Annotated in this window: 12 protein-coding genes; 11 read left to right on the top strand and 1 reads right to left on the bottom strand. The window is 45.2% G+C overall.

The features are described 5' to 3' along the window. Positions 1 to 28 precede the first annotated feature (28 nt). On the bottom strand, positions 29 to 1,264 hold the full coding sequence (locus tag AB5542_RS04870) for an MFS transporter (RefSeq protein WP_279039431.1): 1,236 nt from the start codon (positions 1,262 to 1,264) through the stop codon (positions 29 to 31). 348 nt (positions 1,265 to 1,612) lie between these two features. Between AB5542_RS04870 and AB5542_RS04865 the strand changes: the two genes are divergently transcribed. The 11 genes from AB5542_RS04865 (at position 1,613) to AB5542_RS04815 (ending at position 20,204) form a co-directional block, all read left to right on the top strand. Continuing rightward, positions 1,613 to 3,739, top strand: coding sequence for an HRDC domain-containing protein (locus AB5542_RS04865; protein ID WP_087421234.1), 2,127 nt, complete (start codon positions 1,613 to 1,615; stop codon positions 3,737 to 3,739). A 166-nt stretch (positions 3,740 to 3,905) separates the two neighbouring features. After that, positions 3,906 to 4,439, top strand: a complete 534-nt coding sequence (locus tag AB5542_RS04860; protein ID WP_270543185.1) for an RNA polymerase sigma-70 factor — start codon at positions 3,906 to 3,908, stop codon at positions 4,437 to 4,439. 135 nt (positions 4,440 to 4,574) lie between these two features. Further along, entirely contained in the window at positions 4,575 to 5,750 is a 1,176-nt protein-coding gene (locus tag AB5542_RS04855) for a FecR family protein (protein ID WP_182002197.1), read from the top strand. Between the two features lie 78 nt (positions 5,751 to 5,828). Then, a complete protein-coding gene (locus AB5542_RS04850) occupies positions 5,829 to 9,182 on the top strand; it encodes a SusC/RagA family TonB-linked outer membrane protein (protein ID WP_368243004.1) in 3,354 nt (1,117 codons plus the stop codon). Positions 9,183 to 9,195: 13 nt separating this feature from the next. After that, on the top strand, positions 9,196 to 10,791 hold the full coding sequence (locus AB5542_RS04845) for a RagB/SusD family nutrient uptake outer membrane protein (protein ID WP_279039428.1): 1,596 nt from the start codon (positions 9,196 to 9,198) through the stop codon (positions 10,789 to 10,791). An 11-nt stretch (positions 10,792 to 10,802) separates the two neighbouring features. After that, the gene (locus AB5542_RS04840; RefSeq protein WP_279039426.1) at positions 10,803 to 11,732 is read left to right on the top strand and encodes a DUF4843 domain-containing protein; all 930 of its coding nucleotides are present in this window, start codon (positions 10,803 to 10,805) and stop codon (positions 11,730 to 11,732) included. A 17-nt stretch (positions 11,733 to 11,749) separates the two neighbouring features. Then, positions 11,750 to 13,396, top strand: a complete 1,647-nt coding sequence (locus tag AB5542_RS04835; RefSeq protein ID WP_368243003.1) for a PKD-like family lipoprotein — start codon at positions 11,750 to 11,752, stop codon at positions 13,394 to 13,396. Between the two features lie 54 nt (positions 13,397 to 13,450). Further along, entirely contained in the window at positions 13,451 to 14,539 is a 1,089-nt protein-coding gene (locus AB5542_RS04830; protein WP_279039422.1) for a thioredoxin family protein, read from the top strand. A gap of 388 nt (positions 14,540 to 14,927) precedes the next feature. Then, positions 14,928 to 15,491 carry an RNA polymerase sigma factor gene (locus tag AB5542_RS04825; protein ID WP_279039420.1) on the top strand — a complete coding sequence of 188 codons (564 nt, stop codon included), beginning with the start codon at positions 14,928 to 14,930 and terminating at the stop codon, positions 15,489 to 15,491. Between the two features lie 64 nt (positions 15,492 to 15,555). Continuing rightward, a complete protein-coding gene (locus AB5542_RS04820; RefSeq protein ID WP_279039419.1) occupies positions 15,556 to 16,716 on the top strand; it encodes a FecR family protein in 1,161 nt (386 codons plus the stop codon). 137 nt (positions 16,717 to 16,853) lie between these two features. Then, positions 16,854 to 20,204 carry a SusC/RagA family TonB-linked outer membrane protein gene (locus AB5542_RS04815; RefSeq protein ID WP_279039417.1) on the top strand — a complete coding sequence of 1,117 codons (3,351 nt, stop codon included), beginning with the start codon at positions 16,854 to 16,856 and terminating at the stop codon, positions 20,202 to 20,204. The last annotated feature ends 1 nt before the right edge of the window (position 20,205 follow it).

Genomic DNA, 20,205 nt, shown 5'->3' with positions numbered 1-20,205 from the left:
TTTCGAGGTGGCTTTTAATTTATATACTTTAGATATTGTGGGTTTTCCCGTTAACGGTCAATTTACCCACTTGCAACAAGGACGGGAGGCAGAATGATATAACCCCGATAGCTAATATCACGAGCCCACCAATGACGAACGTGTTTGTAATCCCCACGTGATCGGCAATAAACCCGGTACTCATTAATCCGAGCATGGAGGGGAGCATACTAAGGCTCATGTATATGGAAAATACTCGTCCGAGTATTGCCGGGTTGATTTTCGTCTGGATAACGGCTGTGAACGAGGCAAAGTATAATGACCCGATCACGCCTTCAAATGCGGTAAACACGACGAACCAGACAAAGGCATTGGGAGATAGTAGGCCAGATGCCGTGAATCCGGCTCCCAAGAGGATGTATGTCAGGTTGATCAGCGTGATTTTGTTGATCTTGTATTGTTTGATACTCAAGGCTACTCCCCCAAATAGGGCTCCGACTCCCCAGATGGCTTCAATCAGACTCATTTGGAAAGCATCTCCCGAAAAGTGATTGAGGGTCATTAAAGGGAAAAGCACGCTGACTGGCATGATAAAAAATGTGGCTATGATCGAGAGGATTAACAATAATGGCATCCCCCGGTGGCTGACAACCTCCCGTTGAGCCTCTTTTAAGTCTTGAAGGACATTGTTTTCTCCCGCGTGTTCACCGGGTGGAGGGTTCGGTATTTTGACGAAAGCCAGCGAGGTACAGGCGAGTATGGCTCCGATCACGTCGAGCATAAGCACGACAGGCATGGCCAGCGTGGTAATTGCCAAGGCTCCTAAAGCTGGTCCGGCTATATTACAGGCAGAATTGATCATCTGGTTGATCCCGGCGATCCGTAATAATTGAGATTCTGGAGCGAGTAATGGGATAGATGCTTGCATTGAAGGAGTATGGAAAGCTGAACCTATCGATCGTAGTGCTAACAATAGATAGATTTGCCAAACTTCCGCTTGTTCGAAATAAAATAAAAAGGCTAGAATAAGTGTGCAGAAAGCAATGAAACTGTCAGACAGGATCATGATTTTCTTCCTGCTCCACCGGTCGATAAATACTCCGGAAAACATACCTAAGATGCCTTGCGGTAACATGGCGGCAATCGTGGCGAAAGCCAAAGTTTCTGCCGATTTAGTTTCAAAGGTTAGCCATAAAATGATGGCAAAATTAACGAGCGAACTGGTCAGTATGGAGAAAAACTGTCCTGTCCATATAATTGCGAATACCTTTTTCCAGTTATTCATGGTAATTTTATATCAATATTAAAAGTGAGAAAACAATACCTTGATACTTCCCGGTTAGGAGGAAAGTTTTAAAAAAGTCCGGAGGAATTTTTCCGGGATTAAATTAGGCACGAACCCGATACGGAATGCCCATGATGAAGTTTTGAAATCTCATAAATGGTATTGTATGTAATTTCTACAAATATATGAATCTGTAAAGAATAATCCTAAAAAATAATCGAAAATATCAAGAGGTGTACGTGATTGTGTATAATTGCCGTGATACGAATAGATTATTTTTCTACCTTTGTACGAGTTGCGTGTCTGTGAAGGCCGAATAGAATGATAATTCGTGTAAAATCTTGATTCATGGAAAGTAATCCTCAACTGGAATTGGCGTATGACTTTTTGGAATATACGGGAGTGAACGTGTTTCTTACAGGAAAAGCGGGAACGGGAAAAACTACGTTTCTGCGGGAATTGAAACGGAGATCACCCAAAAGGATGATTGTGGTTGCTCCCACGGGAGTGGCGGCAATTAATGCGGGTGGGGTGACGATCCACTCTTTCTTCCAGTTGCCATTCGGGCCATACGTGCCGGGAAGTTCGGATACGGTGGAGCGAGGTGAAAAATTGCAATACACGCACAAGTTCAATCGGGAAAAGATCAATATTATCAAGACGATTGATTTGCTGGTGATTGACGAGATCAGTATGGTACGGGCAGATTTGCTGGATGCGGTGGATGATATGTTGCGTCGTTACCGCTCCAAGAACGAGCCTTTCGGTGGGGTGCAGTTGTTGTTGATCGGTGATTTACAGCAGTTGGCTCCCGTGGTGAAAGAGGACGAGTGGGCGTTGTTGAAACAGCATTACGCATCGGCGTTCTTTTTCCATAGTAAGGCTTTGGCAGCCACCCGTTACGTGGCAATCGAGTTGAAACACGTTTATAGGCAACAGGATCGGGAATTCGTGGACCTGTTGAACAGGGTACGGGAGAACCGGGTGGATGCCGCGGTGTTGGGGATGTTGAACCGGAGGTATGTACCGGGCTTCAAGCCTTCGGATGACGAGGGGTATATCACGTTGACAACACATAACCACCAAGCACAAAGGATTAACGACGTGAAAATGGCAGAATTATCGACTAGGGCTTATTCGTTTAAGGCAGAAGTGAAGGATAATTTCCCCACTTATTCTTATCCCACGGAGGAGACGTTGGTGCTGAAACAGGGGGCACAGGTGATGTTCGTGAAAAATGATTCATCACCGGAAAAGCGTTACTACAACGGTAAAATCGGTAAAATTACGGCTATTAATGACCGTTCCATCGAGGTGGTAGGAAAAGAGGATGGTCTGAAGATTCAGGTGACCCCGGAGGAATGGACGAACACGAGATACACGTTAGACGAGGAGACTCGGGAGATCACGGAGACGGTGGAGGGAACGTTTAAGCAGTACCCGTTGAAAACGGCGTGGGCGATTACGATTCATAAAAGCCAAGGGTTGACGTTTGAACGGGCGATCGTGGATGCCAATGCAGCATTTGCTCACGGGCAGGTGTACGTGGCGTTGAGCCGTTGCAAGACGTTCGAGGGGCTTGTGTTGAGTTCCCCAGTAACCGTGCGTTCGCTGGTGAGTGATGGGGCAATAGATGAATTCGTGCGGGAGGCGGAACAGAAGGAGCCGAATAAAGAGGAATTGCAACAGGCCCGGCAGTCTTATTTCAGGGAGTTGTTGCTGGAACAATTCGATTACGAGACGATCCGGTGGAGGTTACATTATTTGTACCGGGTGCTGGATGAGCAGTTGCGTCGGTTGTATCCCGATTGGGTGGAACGTTACCGGGTGGCGGGAGCCAAGTGCGCAGAGGAATTGTTGGCGGTGGCCGAACGGTTTCAGAACCAGTTGGAACGGTTGATGCCGGAAGAAGGGAATTACGAGGCGGATCCGGTGATCGCAGACCGGGTGAAGAAGGGGGCGGAATATTTCCGGGAACATACGATGTCTATTTTTGGAAAATTCTTGGAAGAGGCTATTCCGGAGATTGATAACAAGGAGGTGAGGAAGTTGGTGGAACAAAATATGGAACGTTTTCGGGGAGAGGTGAACTTGAAACTTGAAACGTTGAAAGTGATCGGGAACGGTTTTTCTGTAAAAGATTATTTACGAGCGAAGGCGAAGGCGTTAATTGATGCCCCGAAAGTGAAGATTAAGGCGAAACGTGCCGGAGCGGAAAAAGTGGAGATTTCTCCTGATATATTACATTCGAAGTTATATGAAACTCTTCGTGCTTGGAGGAACAAGGAGGCTGAACGATTGAAATTGCCCGTGTACACAGTATTACAGCAGAAAGCTTTGCTGGGAATCAGTAACACGCTGCCCACGAATTCAAAGGAATTGCTGGCAGTTCCTGGAGTTGGGAAAAAGATCGTGGAACGTTACGGGGCAGTGTTACTGGATATGGTGGATGAGTTCCGCTTTCAACAGAAGTAGGGATTCTGGTTATCTCGTAAGTGAGTAGGCTGATGTATGAAATGGTTAGAATAAGCAAGGCTGAAAATACAATAAAGGAAATAATTAACAAATTTGTAAGTTAAGTTTAAACCTTTTTATTGAATTCTTTGTATACTTGTATCGCAAATGTGAGCTAAGAGATTCTATGAAGAATAAGCAAATAATATGCGAAGAAAATTTTTTCCATGATTTATTTATGGATTATTATCCTTCTTTGCTTTCTTTTGCGTGTTATTACGTGGAGGAGGAGGTCGTGGCGGAAGACTTGGTGCAGGATGTGTTCGTAAAGATGTGGGAGCAACGGGGGAGATGGAAGGCCGTGGAAAATTTTTCGGCTTATGTTTATCAGATGGTGCGTTTTCGGTGTTTCAATTATTTACGTGGGGAGAAGTTGAGGGAAGAGATGATGCGTTCGTATAGGGAGGAGAAGGTGGATGTGATGGAGGCTAACCGGTATATGGAAGAGGAGATTTTCAGGTTAGTGAACCAAGCGATGGAGGCGTTGCCACCGACCTACCGGCAGGTAATCACGATGTCGATGGAGGGGTATCGGGTGAAGGAGATTGCCCAGAAGTTGAATGTCGGGGAAGAGACAGTGAAAAAGCGTAAGCAGGCCGCCAAGCAGGTGTTGAAAGAAAAATTAGGAAAGTTGTATCTTTTTTTGGCTCCGTTGATTTAATATTATCTTTTTGATTCATTGTATTTTACTTGAGGTGTTAGAAGAATTGAAGTGTTAAAATGAGAAAATAATCACTTTTTTTAATACCTATTTTTGTTTTTGATGTGTCGTATGCGTGAAAATTATGAATACGATATGTTTGAGAATTATTCAGAAGTGGTGATGTTGCTGGTGAAGGTGCGGCAACAAAATTTAACGGAGGAGGAGGAAGAGAAGGTGCGGTCTTGGCGTGAGGAAAGCCCAGAGAACGAGGTGTTGTATGCGAAGGTGATGTCGGTCGAGTTTATGAAGATGAAGATGGCACAACGGGCGTGTACGGATAGCGAGCGTGCTTATGCGAAGGTAAAAAGACGTGCTCAGAGACGAGTGCGGGTACGAAGGTTTTGCTATCTCTCTTCAGCGGTTGCCTCCGTGTTTTTGTTGTTAGGGGGATGGTTTTACTTTGATCGGATGGAATTGTCGGGTTTAGAGCGTTTGAATGCCGCTTCCGAGATTATCGCAGAGGGGTCGAAGGCCGAGTTGATTTTATCGAGTGGTGAATGCGTGATGTTGGGGAAAGGGCAGTTGGATTCGGTGTGGATGCACGAGGGAATGGAGGTGCATTCGACGGAGGGCCGAGTGAGTTATACCGGGGAGAGGTTGTGTCGGGAGAAGTGTGACACGGAGGAGTTGCAATACAATATTTTGCGGGTACCGCGGGGTGGTGAGTATTCGGTTGTGTTGGGTGATGGGACTTCGGTGTGTTTGAATTCGGAATCGGAGTTGCGTTATCCGGTGCAGTTTGATCGCGGGGAGCGACGGGTGTTTTTACGTGGAGAAGGGTATTTTGAAGTGGCAAAAGATCCGGAGCATCCGTTCGTGGTGGAGGTGGAGGATGCCAAAATCGAGGTGTTGGGAACTATTTTTAACGTGAGCGGTTATGCGGAAGAAGAGCGTGTGGTGACGACGTTGGTGGAGGGGGTAGTGCGTTTATCGTCGGATAATGAGAGTGTGTTGTTGGAGCCGAACGAGCAGGGAGTGTTGGATAAGGATGGACATTTGAGCAAAGTGGAGGTAAATGTGTTCCCCTATGTGGCGTGGCAAAAGGGACTATTCGTGTTTCGGCAGCAATCTTTGGAGCGTGTAATGCAGGTGGTATCGCGGTGGTACGATGTGAAGGTCGTGTTTAAAGACGAGGAAACGAAAAGAATTTCATTCACGGGAAATATGCGGCGTTATGGTAATTTTGAACAAGTCGTGCGGATGTTGGAGATGACCGGAGGATTGAATTTTAATATAGAAGGTAGGACGATTTATATAACCGAAAAATGAAAAACAGTTATAGGGCCCAAGGCTGTGTCGTGAATCGGGGAAGAAGACCGTTCGTTAGTTTAATTTAAATTAAAAAAAATGGTGAAAATGAAACATGGAGCGCTTTTTGGTAAAAGGGGCTTGTGGGCGTTGTGTCGAAAGGTGATATGCGTTATCTTTTTGGCATCGTCGTTCTTGAGTACCTATGCTCAGGAGGAGAAGGTCTCTTTCGAGGTGCAGAACGCGAATTTGACGGAGATTATTTCCATTTTGGAGAAATCGACGGGTTTTACTTTTTTGTATCAGGACGAGCAAGTGGCGGCGGTGAAGAACTTGACATTGCGGTTTACGAACGAGCGGTTGAGTGTTGTGTTGACGAAGTGTTTGGCAGGGACCGATTTGGAGTGGTCGATAGAGGATAAGACGATCGTTTTGAAGCGGCAAGAGAAGGCTAAAGCACCGCAACAACAAGTGAAGTCTCGAAAAATTACGGGACAAGTGAAGGACGAGACGGGGCAGCCGTTGCCGGGTGTGACGGTTATGCTCGAGGGAACGAAATTGGGGACGACGACCCGCGTGGACGGGACGTACACGATAGAGTGCGGTGATTCCAAGAATCTGGCGTTGTTGTTTTCGTTCATGGGAATGAAAAGCAAGCGGGTGGTAATTGGAGACAAGAATGTGATAGACGTAAAGTTGGAGGAGGACGTGACAGAGTTGGAGGAGACTGTGATCACGGGTATTTATACGCGTAATATAGAGACTTTTACTGGTTCCGTTTCGACGTTTAAAGCGGAAGAATTGAAGCAGATTAGCCCGCAAAATGTGTTACGGAGTTTGAGTATATTGGATCCTTCGTTTATTATCACGGAGAATCGTGCACAAGGATCTAACCCGAATGCAGCCTTGGATATCAGTATCAATGGTAAGATTAACGTGACGGATTTGTCTCAGGAGTATAGTACAGATCCGAACCAGCCGTTGTTTATCTTGGATGGTTTCGAGACGACGCTGGAGACGATTCAGGATTTGAATATGGACCGCGTGGAGAGTATTTCTATTTTGAAGGATGCTTCGGCCACGGCGATTTACGGCTCGAAGGCTGCAAACGGTGTGGTTGTTGTTGAAACTATAAAGCCGAAACAAGGGCAGTTGCGTTTTTCTTATACCGGTAATTTTGCCGTGGGTTGGGCGGATTTGAGTGATTTTAATTTGATGAATGCCGCGGAGAAGTTGGAGTACGAGAAGTTGGCCGGGGTGTACCGGGAAACTTCTGGAGGTAATCTGGATGAGAACGGGGAGATTATCAACGAGTCGAACCGGGCACGTTATTATGCCCGTTTGAAGTTGGTGCAGGAGGGGTATGACACGTACTGGTTGAACGAGCCGTTACGCACGGCATTCACGCAAGGACATAATGTTTTCATTGACGGGGGGGACCAGACGTTCTTGTATGGCGTGGGTGTTTCTTATAATAACACGCAGGGTGTGATGAAAAAGTCTAGCCGTGATATTTTGAACGGTAATATACGTCTTTCTTACCGGGTGAAAGATTTGTCGTTTTCCAATCAAACGATGATCGGGAAGACGAAGGCGATAAATAACCCGGTGGATTTTTCTTCATATTCGCAGATGAATCCGTTTTACGCAAAGCGTACGGTTGACGGAGAGGTGCCCAAGTACGTGTACCGGGAGAGTCTTGCTGGAGCGAATAATTACGATTATATTTGGAACCCGTTGTGGGATTACCAGCAAGCGAGCACGAACGAGACGGACACGTGGAATATCACGAATAATTTCCAGATCGAGTATCGTTTCCTGACCTATTTCCGAGTTCGCGGTAATTTGCAATACCAGATGTCTAAGTCGGAAGCAGAGCGTTTCCGTTCACCGAACGAAACGGTTTTCTCGAAGACCGACGCAGATAAGAAGGGGACTTACACGAAGAGTTCGACCACGAGTAATTCGGTTACGGGACGCGTGAACTTGACGGTGGGGCGTTCTTTCGGGGAGCACACGTTGAATGGGGTTGCCGGTATGCAGTTCTCGGACAAGACGCAGGAGTCATACGGTTTCGGAGCGCAAGGATATACCACCGACCAGTTTTCGAGTCCGAATTTTTCATCTAGTTACGCGACGGGGAAACCGAGTGCCTCGGACAGTAAGAATCGTAGCGTGAGTTATTATTTCAATGCGAATTACGCTTATCATATGCGTTATCTGCTCGATTTCAACCTGACGACGAACGGGGCTTCGCAGTTCGGTATCAACGACCCGTTTACGACGACTTGGGCTGTGGGTGTCGGTTGGAACGTGCATCAAGAGAATTTCTTGGCGAACAGTAAGGTGATTAATTATTTGAAGTTGCGTTATTCTTTGGGTAATCCTGGCAACCAGAATTACGATGCGAAGTTGTCGTCCAGCATTTACATGTACAATACGGCTTATTCGAATCCTTTCGGGCTGGCAGCCTCGGTGGAGACGTGGGGTAACAACAATTTGAAGTGGCAACGCACGGTGACGCATAATTTCGGGGTGGATGTTCAGTTCCTTGATAGCCGTTTGAATTTGAATTTCGATTATCAAATGCGTAATACGGATCCGTTGTTGGTGCGTATCGATATGCCGACTTCTACCGGAGCATCGACTGCCCCGATGAACGTGGGAGCTACGGATAACCGTTCGATTTCGGTGCGTATGACCTACTATTTTTTCAAACAACGGGATTTTAACTGGTATGTTAGCGGTAATTTGAATCATAACACGACGAAATATAAGAAAATCGGTAATTTGTTGGAGGAGTACAACGAGCGCGGGCAGGCAAGTACCTCTTTGTTGCGTTATTATGATAATGCAAGCACGACCGGGGTGTACGCCGTGCGTTCGGCAGGTATCGACCCTGCCACGGGTAACGAGATTTTTATTAAGAAGGACGGTTCGTACACGTATGAATGGAAGCAGAGTGACGAGGTGTTGATCGGTGACAGTAACCCGAAGGTACAGGGGGCTTTCCAGACTTCGTTGGTGTATAAAGGTTTTTCTTTCGGGGCTTCTTTCTCCTATCGGGTGGGCGGTATGATTTCGTTATCCACGTTGTTTAACAAGGTGGAGAATATCAGTTCGTCGCAGTTGAAGTATAACCAGGATAAGCGTGCGTTGTACGATCGTTGGCAGAAGCCGGGAGATAAGGCTCGCTTCAAACGTATCGACGATACGAAATCGACGAATATGAGTAGCCGTTTTATCGAGGAGGAGAACACGTTCTCTTGTAATTCAATCAATATCGGTTACCGTACCTCTACGGCCGAGTGGTTGAAGTATATCGGGGCGTCGGCATTTAATTTCACGGCTTATATGAATGATATTTTCCGGATTTCTTCGATCAAGGAGGAGCGGGGAACCAGTTATCCGTTCGAGCGTTCGGTGTCATTCTCGATAGGGCTTAATTTTTAATTAACTTGTAATTATGAAGATAAAAAGGATATTTAAGGTGTTGGCGATGGCCGGTGTTTTGGCGGTGCCGACGACTTCTTGTTCCGATTGGTTGGACGTGAAGATGAGCGACAAGATCATGGAGAATGCTCTCTTCTCGACGAACAACGGGTTTATGACTGCCTTGAACGGGGTGTATATGGGGATGATTGACGTGTACGGGGATGATTTGAGCGTGGGGATTATTGATGTGATGGCACAGTATTATGATATGGTGAACGGTAACCACACTTACAAGGTGTTTGCCAATTACCAGTACGAGGATGAAGCTTTCAAGACGAAATCCAATAACATCTGGACGAAGATGTATGCGTTGCTTGCTAATGTTAACAATTTGCTCGAGCATTGCGACGAGGAGGGGTCCGCTTTGCGTTCGGAGTATTATCCGATCGTGAAGGGGGAGGCGTTGGCGTTGCGTGCGATGATGCATTTCGATTTGTTGCGTCTTTACGGACCTTCTTATAACGAGAATACGAAGTCGACGACTGCGATTCCTTACCAAGAGGATGCGAAACGCGAGATCTCTCCGTTGCGTTCGGCGGAATATATTGTGGATCGGGTGATTGAGGATTTGAAGGCTGCTAGCGAGTTGTTGAAAGACAACGACCCCGTTTTTACCACTGGCGTGGGAAATGCCGTGACTTCGGATGACGGATTGGAACGGGCGGATTTTACTTATCGTCAGTTGCGTTTGAATTATTTTGCGGTGCAGACGCTTTTGGCTCGGGCGTATTTGTGGAAAGGGGATAAGTCGACCGCTTACCGTATTGCCACGGAGGAGGTGATCAAACGGAATCAAGTGGATGAGGAGAAGATGATTTTTCCGTGGACGACGAAGGAACAAGTGGAGGCTGACAATAAAAACGACTTGCTGTTCTCTTCCGAGGTGTTTTTCGCCATATACCATTCTAAGCGTTCGCAATTGGATTCGCGTTATTTCACGGGGGCTTTGCCGAAGACATCCCGATTGGCTTTTTGGGGAACCAACCCTACTAATTCACAGCTTTCGGTTTTATTTGATGACCCGAATAACGATTGGCGTTCGACATTGATGTGGGCGGTACAAACCTCGTCCGAGGATGAGGGTGGTGATGGAGAAGAAGGGGGCGATGGAGAAGAAGGAAATGAAGAGGAAGGCGGCTCGAGTGGAAGCGGTTCGCTCTATCTGTTGAAATACGCAGATGCCGGGCGTGAGGCGGAATTGGATGGGACGGAGACTTACCTGTACATGATTCCTTTGATTCGATTGAGTGAGGCTTATTTGATTGCTGCCGAGTGTGCGGCTACGCCCGAAGAGGCTTTGGAGTATTTGGTGGCTATTCGGGAGCATCGAAATTGCCACATGGCGCTGGAGGCTACTTCCATGGATGGGGTGAAGGAGTTGGTGACGAAAGAGTTTGCCCGCGAGGTGTTGGGAGAAGGACAGTTGTTTTTCTATTACAAACGCCTGAATATGGATAAGTTTTTGGACGGTTCGAAGCTTGGCAGTATGTATGAGATGTTGACGGACAATTATCAATGGCCATTACCGGACGTGGAGATTAACAAGCGTGGTTCGACTAACAATTAAAAGAGATGATTATGAAAATGTATAATTGTAGTTTAATGATATTCCTGCTTGCAATAGGAGGGCTTTTGTTGGCAAGTTGCGAGAAGAAAGAGGTAATGGAATACGAGGGGCTAGACGGGATCTATTTTGATGTGCAATACGGGGCGGCTCACGGGGACGAGAGCGTGTGGGCTCGACAAAATTACACGTACGTTTCTTTCGGTACGATAGAGGCGGAGGAGGCGGATATCACGATGAAGGTGGGGATTGCCGGTTCCGTGAAGGATTATGATCGTCCGTTCCGGGTGGAGATCGTGGCAGACCGTACGACAGCCATTCCGGAAGAGGAGTATGCGGATTTCTCCGAGGAACAGGTAATCAAAGCGGGCGAAAATCACACGTACGTGACGTTGAAGGTTTTCAAAACGGCCCGCTTGACAAGGGACACGGCCCGGATTCAATTTCGTATAGACCCGGGAGAATATTTTACGTTGCCTTTTTCGGAGGTGGGAAATATTCCGGGACGTTGGAATGATACGAAAACGCAGTTTGCCACGAGCGGAAATCCGGCACTGCATGACATATTTTTCAATAATATTTTGCAAAGACCTGCCGGTTGGGGAGCTAACGAGTATTCCTCCTATTTCGGGACTTTTTCCCCAGATAAGTATCAGTACTTGATGGATGTAACCGGATATACGAAAGCTCATTTCGAGCAGTTGTCGGCAATGACTCAGGGAGGACGCGGAACGAAAATCAGAAGTATTGCCATGAAAGATTTGCAAGCTCGATTCAACAAAGGATACTACAGGCTTCAAGCGGGAGATGCCGATGGTTGGGAAGAGTGGATGTTGGAAGGAAATGGCAAGATGATGTGGGTGCCCGGTATAAGTTGGTGGAATGAAAATACGTTGCCGGAAGAGTTGGTGAAACAATATTATAAACCTCAAGCGAAAGAATAGATATGAGAGGGAAAGATATGAAATATAGATTATTTTTACTGTTATCCTTGTTTGTATGGCAGGCTTGTGACGTGAAGGATAAGGGAAATTATGATTACACACCTTTGAACGGGGTAACGATTACTTTTGCCAATGAAGAGGCTAACCAAACATTGGAAAAAGGTATAGACACGTTGAGAATTCACCCGACCGTGAAGGGAGATATATATGGCGAGAACGAGGAAAATTATGAGTACAAGTGGTTTTTCTGTTCCGGCAAAGAGCATGAACACACGGTGGTAGGAACGAGCAAGGATTTGGAATGGCCGGTTTCTTTTCACCCGGGAAGTTACTCGCTTTATTTCCAAGTGATAGACAAAAGTACCGGATTGGAGTGGATTACGAGTACGGGGGTTACCGTGTTCAGTGAGTTGACACAGGGATGGTTAGTGTTGGGAGAGTTGCCCGATAAGGAGGTACGAATGGATATGGTGGTGAGTAAACCAAGGCAGGGGAAAGGCGATACGCTTGTGTTTATTGAGAATATATTCGATAATTCGGAATTGCATTTGAAAGGGGCAAGAGGCTTGATTTTTACGGGATATAGAGGTATTAAGGTTCCTGCAGTTCAGCTTTATTTGATGACTGATGATCGGGATTTTAGATTGACGTGGGGAAATAATTTCTGGCCTGTAGCAGAGTTCCATGAATTTTCGGCAGTAGAGGAACAGGAAGTGTCGAGAGAGACGCCGAGAATCCGCGATATGTTCCCGCGTCAGGCTAATGTGAATTATTCGTTAGGAAATACGATGCGGAGTTATACTAGTCGAGGTGTCGTGACGGATTGCGCTATTTATATGACAACGATCGGGTATGATAATAGTGAAACTTATGTCAATGCGATGAATCATTACGGGGATAAGAAGTTTTTCAAACCGTATCCCATGGCATTCGTGCAATTAGGGACAAGACCTACCGGTAACATTTATCCTCTTTTTTATGATATGGATGGAGAGTGTTTCGTGAAGCCAAATGCGGTTTACGGTAGTAATGCAACTCAATGTCAGAAATTGGCAGATAAACAAGGAGAGCCGTTCCCTTGGAATCAATATGGACGGACTATTGTGTATGGGGAGAATCTGCGGAATTCGACAATGGATAATTATTGCAATTGCGTGGCATTGATGAAAGATAAGGAGGGTGAGGATATTAATTATTATGTTTATGAATTCCGACCGGGATCGAAAAGTGTTTTCGGAACCATGCTTTATGATCCGGTTAAAAGTGCTGGTTTCACGATCGATAAAACGGTGGCTGTTGATTTTGATAAAGCGACGCACTATACTTTTATTTCCAGTGGAAAAGTTGTTTTGTATTCGGTAGGGGCAACCTTGTATGCTTATAATTATGCTTACAAGACGGTGACTTCGATGGATATGGGGGCTGATATTTGCTGTATTGATGCTGATATTATGAAAGGGATGAATGTTTTTTGGCTTGCAACATACGATGAGGGAAGTCAAAAGGGTGAGTTGAAGTATATGGGTGTTGGCGGTACACAAACTCCGATATTGGCAGTGGATGATGAGGTAGGATTTCCGGTGACGATGAAGATAAAGGACGTGGAATGGAAGTACGGGGAGGATCCGGCGGAGGAAGAACCGGAAGTGGGAGAGAATAAATAGAGTCTGAATATCCCCGGGCAGGAAGGTCCGGGGTGTTTAAATTAATTTGATGAGATGAAAAGATTAATGTTGTTGATGATGATTTTAGTCGTGGGGATGACGACTTTTGCTCAGACTAAATTCAGGGCTCTTTCGTGGAAAGAGGCGATCGAAACGGCGAAGCGGGAAGGTAAATTGGTGTTTGTTGATTTCTATACGGATTGGTGTGGACCTTGTAAAGTGATGGCTCGTGATGTATTCCCGCAGAAACAGGTAGGGGATTTTTTCAACGCTAAGTTTGTTTGTTTAAAGTTGAATGCAGAGAAGGAGGGACGAGAGTTGGCTAAACGTTTTTGTGTTTCAGCTTATCCGACTTTTATCGTGGTGGACACGGATGAAAAGGTGCGGGTGGAGTTGAAGGGATCGATGAATGCGGATAAGTTTATCGCCCGTATGGAGGATGCGTTGACTCCCGGGTGTGCCCCGGATCAGTTGGCCGCACGGTATGCCGCCGGTGAGCGTACGCCGGACTTGGTGAATCGTTATGCCTTGTATTTGATGGAGCAAAAGAAGGAGCCGGAGGGTTTTAAAGTGGTGAATGATTATTATGCGTCTTTAACGAAAACACAACGGTTGGAGCCTCAGAATTCTTTTTTGTTTACTCGTTACACGTTGGATTTGTCGGATGAGAAGTCCGGTTTCATGGTGGATCACCGGGATGAATTTGATGTTTCAGTTCGGGAGTTGATTCATGAGAAGGTTGAGAAATTGTATCATTCGGAGCTTGGACGTTATTTTTCTGGGTATATTTTTCGGGAAGGAGCGTACAAGGAGGAAAATTACCAGGCCTTGAAGCGGAAGATTCAGGAGTTGGGATTGGTGGAAAAGAATAAGTACGAGCCGATGTTTCGTTTAATCGAGGGGCGTGTGAAGGAGGGAGATGCTGCCTTTTTGAAGTTGTGTCGAGAGAATATGGGAGCGTTGAGTGATGTGGGACGCAATTTGTTGATTATGAATATTACGCGATTGGTTCAAACGGAAGATCAAGAGATTTTACAGCAGATGGCCGAGTTTGTCCGGGCGAATTTGAGCATATTGCCTCCAGCGATTATTTCTTTTGCCGGACGGATGTTGGACGGGATCGAGGAGAGAATAAAAAAGTAGAAAGACAACGTGTAAGGTTGTAATTTAAACTGTGTCGGCAAAGTTCGTAGTGTCTCTTTGCTGACACGGTTTTTATATGGAGCAAGCATTTGACTTTGAAAGAATCGAAAACAAGATACTGGTGTAACTTAATTCAGGTAAGTCCTTGTAGAGCAAAGATAGTGTGCCCCGTTGGTGGAAAGCATATTAAACACGGTCATCGATAGCGAAATGGAATGGCCCCAATAGTTGTACTAATTTTTCAGTTAAACCTTATCTTTGTATGGTTTATATAACTATCTAATATTCAGTTATTCGTTATCATTCCTCTAATTTTTTTCGATAATTCCATCCTTTTTGCGTAAGTTTGTAACGGACATGGTAAGTTGTGTTCCAAATTCTTTTAGGAATGGACCAAAAAATTCAAGATTTTATCAAAGGTGTCAACATGAAGGATGCCAGGGCATGGGAGAGAATTTACATGGATTATTACTCGCCTCTTTGTCATTATGCCATGAAAATCTTGAATGACCAGGAACAGGCGGCGGATTTGGTGCAGGGAGCGATTATCAAGTTGTGGGAAACTCCACTTCATTTTGATGATATATCTGCATTCAATGTCTATCTCTACCGGATGGTGAACAATAATTGCTTGAAAGAGATTCGGGATAAGGGACGGGAAGATCAACGCTTGAAAGAGTGGGCTTTTTTCACGGAAGAAATGGAATCCGAATCTTTGTCTGCGGTTGTTTTCGAGGAAGTTATACGTAAGTTACGACACGTGATCGACGAAATGCCCCCGAAACGCAAGGAAGTGATACTGTTGAGTATGAAGAAGATGAAGAACGAGGAGATCAGTGAGGAATTGAATATTTCGTTGAACACGGTCAAGAAACATAAAAAGGAGGCTTACGCTGTTATCAAGAAGGCAATACAATCGGACTTTTTTTTATTTGCTATCTTTTTTTGTTAAAAATGTATTTTTGAGGTACCCGTTTTTGTTTTTTGGGATTTATAGATAAAATAAGTTTCAAAAGATGATGAACGATTTGAATATATACGGGAGAATATCCGATTTATTCTATAAAGATATGCTTGGATTAGCTGACGAGGAGGAAAAACGGGAGCTGGATTCTTTGTTGGTTACTTATAGATTGAAAGGTTTGGATCGAGAGAATATTATTGCCCGGTTACAGGAACAGGAGGTATTTGACGGGAAGGAGGCTTATCGGGAATTCAGAGTACTGAAACAGTTGGGAGGAAGAAATCGTCGCTTGATCTGGTGGACATCGATTGCGGCCTCTATTGTCGTGTTGGTTGTTGCCGGTTGGTGGTTCGGGCGGGAGCCGGAACCAAAGAGTGGGAACGTGCAGATCATGGCAGAGGCGATCCAGCCAGGACAAAGTCGGGCTGTGGTAACGTTGGCGGATGGGCAACAAGTTGTTTTGGAACAGGCTAATCGTAAAATAGAGGAGAGCGATGGAACGGTGTTACATTCCGATTCCGGGGCACTTGTTTATATGGCAAATGCTGAGAAGACAACGGCTAAAGTGATGTATAATACGGTGTCAATTCCAAGGGGGGGGGAGTACAGGTTGGAGTTGGCCGATGGGACAAAGGTGTGGTTGAATGCGGCGACGGAATTGAGATTTCCTGTTAATTTCACGGGTGATATGCGAGAGGTTTATCTGAAGGGAGAGGCGTATTTTCAGGTAAAGCGGGATGAAAAGCATCCTTTTATCGTACACACGTCCATGGGGGCGGTAGAGGTGTTGGGAACGAGTTTTAATGTTCGGGACTACGAGGATGAACGGGAAGTGGTGACCACGCTGGAGACCGGGAAGGTGATGTATGTTTCGGGGAACACGAGGGAGAAAGTGACTTTGAACCCGGGCTATCAAGTATTGGAAAAAGAGTCGTCTCCGGTGGAGGTGAGAAAAGTTGATCCGTTGCAATATACCGGGTGGAGAGAGGGAAAATATGTATTTGAAGATGTTGCTTTGGAAGATATTATGCGGACGTTGTGCCGATGGTATGATATAGATGTGGTTTACGCGAATCCTGCCGTGAAGAAGTTTCATTTCACGGGTGACTTGGAACGTTACGAGAGTATAAGTATATTTTTGAGTTTTATTGAAACGGGTGGGGATGTAAAATTTAAGACAGAAGGAAAAACGATTATAATCGATAAAAAATAAATACGGGTGTTTGTTGGCACTGGACCCGTATTTATCAGGTGAACATTAATAAATTAATGAAACATTACAAAGGTATGAAAAAAAATTGTTTCTATGGGCGAGCTGTGCCCTTTCATTTGAAAAAATGCTTGGTAGTGATGAAGCTATGTTTGTTTTTTATGTTTGTTTTGCATTTCGGGGTGTCTGCAACGGGATATGCCCAGCAAAAAGTTTCCCTGTCGATGGAGGATGTTACTCTTGAGCAGGTATTGAAGGAGTTAAAGCGACAAACAGGCCTTCGCTTTTTCTACAGCGTGGAGAAAGTAAGGAATGAGCAGAAAAAAGTGGTAAATATTAAAAATGATGTTCTTGAAGATGCTTTGAAGAATGTGTTGAAAGGTACCGGGTTGACATTCTCGATTATGAATGACGTGGTGGTGATCAAGGATGAAGTTATGGTAGCTCGGGATAGCGTAAAGGGGAAGCAACAGGTGATTAAGGGAATCGTGAATGACCGGGAAGGAATTCCCTTGCCGGGAGTTACAATTTTAATTGAAGGAACGACGATCGGGTGTGCCACGGATATGGATGGAAAATATTCTCTTTCTTTACCTGCGGAGATGAAAAATGTTGTTCTTGTTTTTCGTTTTGTCGGGATGGAGACCCAAATGGTAAAGATCGGGGATATTAAAGACAAGGAAGTTCTGCAAGGCCAAAAAGATTTAGTGGTTGTTTTAAAAGAACAGACGGAGAATTTGGAGGATGTGGTTGTGACGGGTATCTTTCGCCGGAATAAAGAGTTAGCGACGGGGGCATCCACGACGATCACGAGCAAGGAGTTGAAACAGATCGGTAACCAGAACGTGTTGCAGAGTTTGCGAACACTGGACCCTTCTTTTAAGCTTGTAGAGAGTAAATTGAACGGTTCGAACCCGAATGTTCTGCCGGAAGTTGAATTGCGCGGGGCAAACGGGATCACGGACTTGGATGCGAACTATAAAGGGAATCCGAATCAGCCGTTGTTTATTCTGGATGGTTTCGAGACAACGTTGCAAAGGGTGATCGATATGGACCCGAACCGGGTGGAGTCAATAACGATTTTGAAGGATGCGTCGGCTGCAGCCTTGTATGGTTCCCGTTCGGCAAATGGTGTTATTGTTATTGAGACGAAAGCTCCGGAGATGGGACGGTTGCAAGTGACATACACAGGGGATTACGCTGTTGTTATTCCCGATTTGTCTGATTATGATTTGTTGAATGCCAGAGAAAAGTTACAATTACAGTTGGAGGCAGGACATTTTGAGGCGACGGATAGCGAGACTTACAAAACGTTGCAGGATTATTATTATCGTTTGTTGAAGAACGTGGAAGAAGGTGTCGACACGTATTGGTTGTCAAAACCTGTGCGGACAGGATTCGAACACCGCCATAATATCCGTGTTGAAGGAGGCGATAAAACGTTGCGTTATAGTATGAACCTGACGGCTCGTTTTGCTCCGGGAGTGATGAAAGAATCGGGAAGAACAAGTTATGAGGGAGGAATGTTTCTTTCTTATCGTTTGAGTAATCTTATTTTTAAGAACGATTTGCAATTGACTTATAATTTGGCAAAAAATTCTCCTTACGGTGAGTTTTACCAGTACACGCAGATGAACCCTTACCAGAGGCCGTATGACGAAAATGGAAAATTAGTTAAGACTTTCGACCAGCAGGTACATTACTCTTTTAAGGAGTATAATCGTAATCCATTGTATGATGCGCAATTGAATATAACGGATGAGGAGGATTATCTTAATTTTGTGAATAATTTTTCTATCGAGTGGAATATTTCGGAGTTGTTTACTTTGATGGGACGTTTCAGTATTACCCGTCAGACCGGGGAATCGAATTATTTCCTTCCGGCTCAACATTCAAAATTCGTGGATATGGGTGATCCGGTTTCTGATCCGGAAGAATATATGCGGCGGGGTGAGTTCAAGTGGGGAACGGACAAGAGTTTTAGCGTGTTGGGAGATATAAATCTGAGATACGGTCAGTCGATCGGGAAACATAGTATTTACGCTGTGGCCGGGTTTAATATTTCCCAAACGACGGCTGACGGACGAGAGATTAAGGCCGAAGGTTTTCCGAGCCAGAATATGAATGACATCGGTTTTGCGAAACAATATTACAAGGATTCCCGTCCGACATCAACGTATAATATCAGCCGTTTGGCCGGTATATTAGTCACGGCAAACTATGCCTACGACAATAAATACCTGTTCGATGCGTCGTTGAAATATGATGGTTCATCAAATTTCGGTTCAAATCAACGGTATGCCCCGGTATGGTCAATCGGGTTGGGATGGAATATTCACCGGGAGAAGTTCATGGAAAATGTGCAAACTATCACGCAGTTTAAGTTGCGGGCCTCGTATGGAGTAACGGCCTCTCAAAACTTTTCTCCTTATCAGGCGATGCGGAAATACCAGTATGACATCGAGCGTCAGTATGCTGGGATTATTCCCGCCACGATGAAAGGATTGGGAAATGATGGTTTGAAATGGCAACAGACGAAGGTAACCAATTTAGGGGTGGATTTCAGTGCATTTCAAGATCGTTTGAGTATGAGCGTGGACGTGTACAAGCGTAACACGACGAATCTGTTGGCCGATGTGACGATAGCTCCCTCGTTAGGATTTTCGTCTTATACCGAGAACGTGGGAGAGACTGAGAATAAAGGTGCGGAAGTTTCCATGCGTTACATGATTTTGCGGGACGTGAATAAGAATGTTTTCTGGAGTGTGAATTTGTCGGGAGCCCATAATTCCAACAAGATCACGAAGATCAGTAATGCGATGCAGAAGAGAAATGATGACGTGAAACAGAAAGCGTACGAAGAGAACACGACTACACCTTTGTTACTTTATGAGGAAGGAAATTCCGTAACCAGTATTTATGCGGTTCGCTCTTTGGGAATAGATCCGTCAAATGGACGGGAGATGTTTTTGACGAAAGCGGGCGTGAAGACATATACTTGGAATACAAATGATCAGGTTAAAGTGGGGGATACCCGTCCGGATCTGGAAGGTGTGCTGGGAACGTCGGTTACTTGGAAGAATTTTTATTTCAGTGCAAACTTCAGATATTTGTTCGGGGGGCAGACTTATAACTCAACTCTGGTAGATCGGGTGGAGAATGCGAATCTTTATCAAAACGTGGATCGGAGAGTGTATGAAAACAGGTGGAGAGAACCCGGGGACGAAACTTTCTTTAAGGATATAAAGAATACGGACATGACGAAACAATCCAGTCGGTTCGTGCAGGATGAGAATGTTTTGAGTTGTGAATCCATCAGTATCGGGTATGATATAACGGCTCCGAAGATCTTGAATGCGATCGGGGCGGACCGTATTAAGATTACCGGTTATCTGAATGATGCGTTCCGTTTTTCATCCGTGAAACAGGAACGGGGTTTGAATTATCCCTTTGCCAGAAGGTTTGCCTTTTCGTTGAACATTTCATTTTAAT

Origin of the sequence: Butyricimonas sp. RTP31003st1_G1_RTP31003_210430 (genome assembly GCF_040920905.1) — a bacterium.
Taxonomy (GTDB): Bacteria; Bacteroidota; Bacteroidia; order Bacteroidales; family Marinifilaceae; genus Butyricimonas; species Butyricimonas paravirosa.
The sequence above is the reverse complement of the archived record's forward strand: the minus strand, read 5'-3'. Positions and strand labels throughout refer to the sequence as shown.

Coding starts and splice junctions, on each gene's coding strand:
- AB5542_RS04870 (WP_279039431.1), bottom strand. CDS start 1,264: ATGAATAACTGGAAAAAGGTATTCGCAATTATATGGACAGGACAGTTT.
- AB5542_RS04855 (WP_182002197.1), top strand. CDS start 4,575: ATGTTTGAGAATTATTCAGAAGTGGTGATGTTGCTGGTGAAGGTGCGG.
- AB5542_RS04820 (WP_279039419.1), top strand. CDS start 15,556: ATGATGAACGATTTGAATATATACGGGAGAATATCCGATTTATTCTAT.
- AB5542_RS04840 (WP_279039426.1), top strand. CDS start 10,803: ATGAAAATGTATAATTGTAGTTTAATGATATTCCTGCTTGCAATAGGA.
- AB5542_RS04860 (WP_270543185.1), top strand. CDS start 3,906: ATGAAGAATAAGCAAATAATATGCGAAGAAAATTTTTTCCATGATTTA.
- AB5542_RS04845 (WP_279039428.1), top strand. CDS start 9,196: ATGAAGATAAAAAGGATATTTAAGGTGTTGGCGATGGCCGGTGTTTTG.
- AB5542_RS04835 (WP_368243003.1), top strand. CDS start 11,750: ATGAAATATAGATTATTTTTACTGTTATCCTTGTTTGTATGGCAGGCT.
- AB5542_RS04865 (WP_087421234.1), top strand. CDS start 1,613: ATGGAAAGTAATCCTCAACTGGAATTGGCGTATGACTTTTTGGAATAT.
- AB5542_RS04825 (WP_279039420.1), top strand. CDS start 14,928: ATGGACCAAAAAATTCAAGATTTTATCAAAGGTGTCAACATGAAGGAT.
- AB5542_RS04815 (WP_279039417.1), top strand. CDS start 16,854: ATGAAGCTATGTTTGTTTTTTATGTTTGTTTTGCATTTCGGGGTGTCT.
- AB5542_RS04830 (WP_279039422.1), top strand. CDS start 13,451: ATGAAAAGATTAATGTTGTTGATGATGATTTTAGTCGTGGGGATGACG.
- AB5542_RS04850 (WP_368243004.1), top strand. CDS start 5,829: ATGGTGAAAATGAAACATGGAGCGCTTTTTGGTAAAAGGGGCTTGTGG.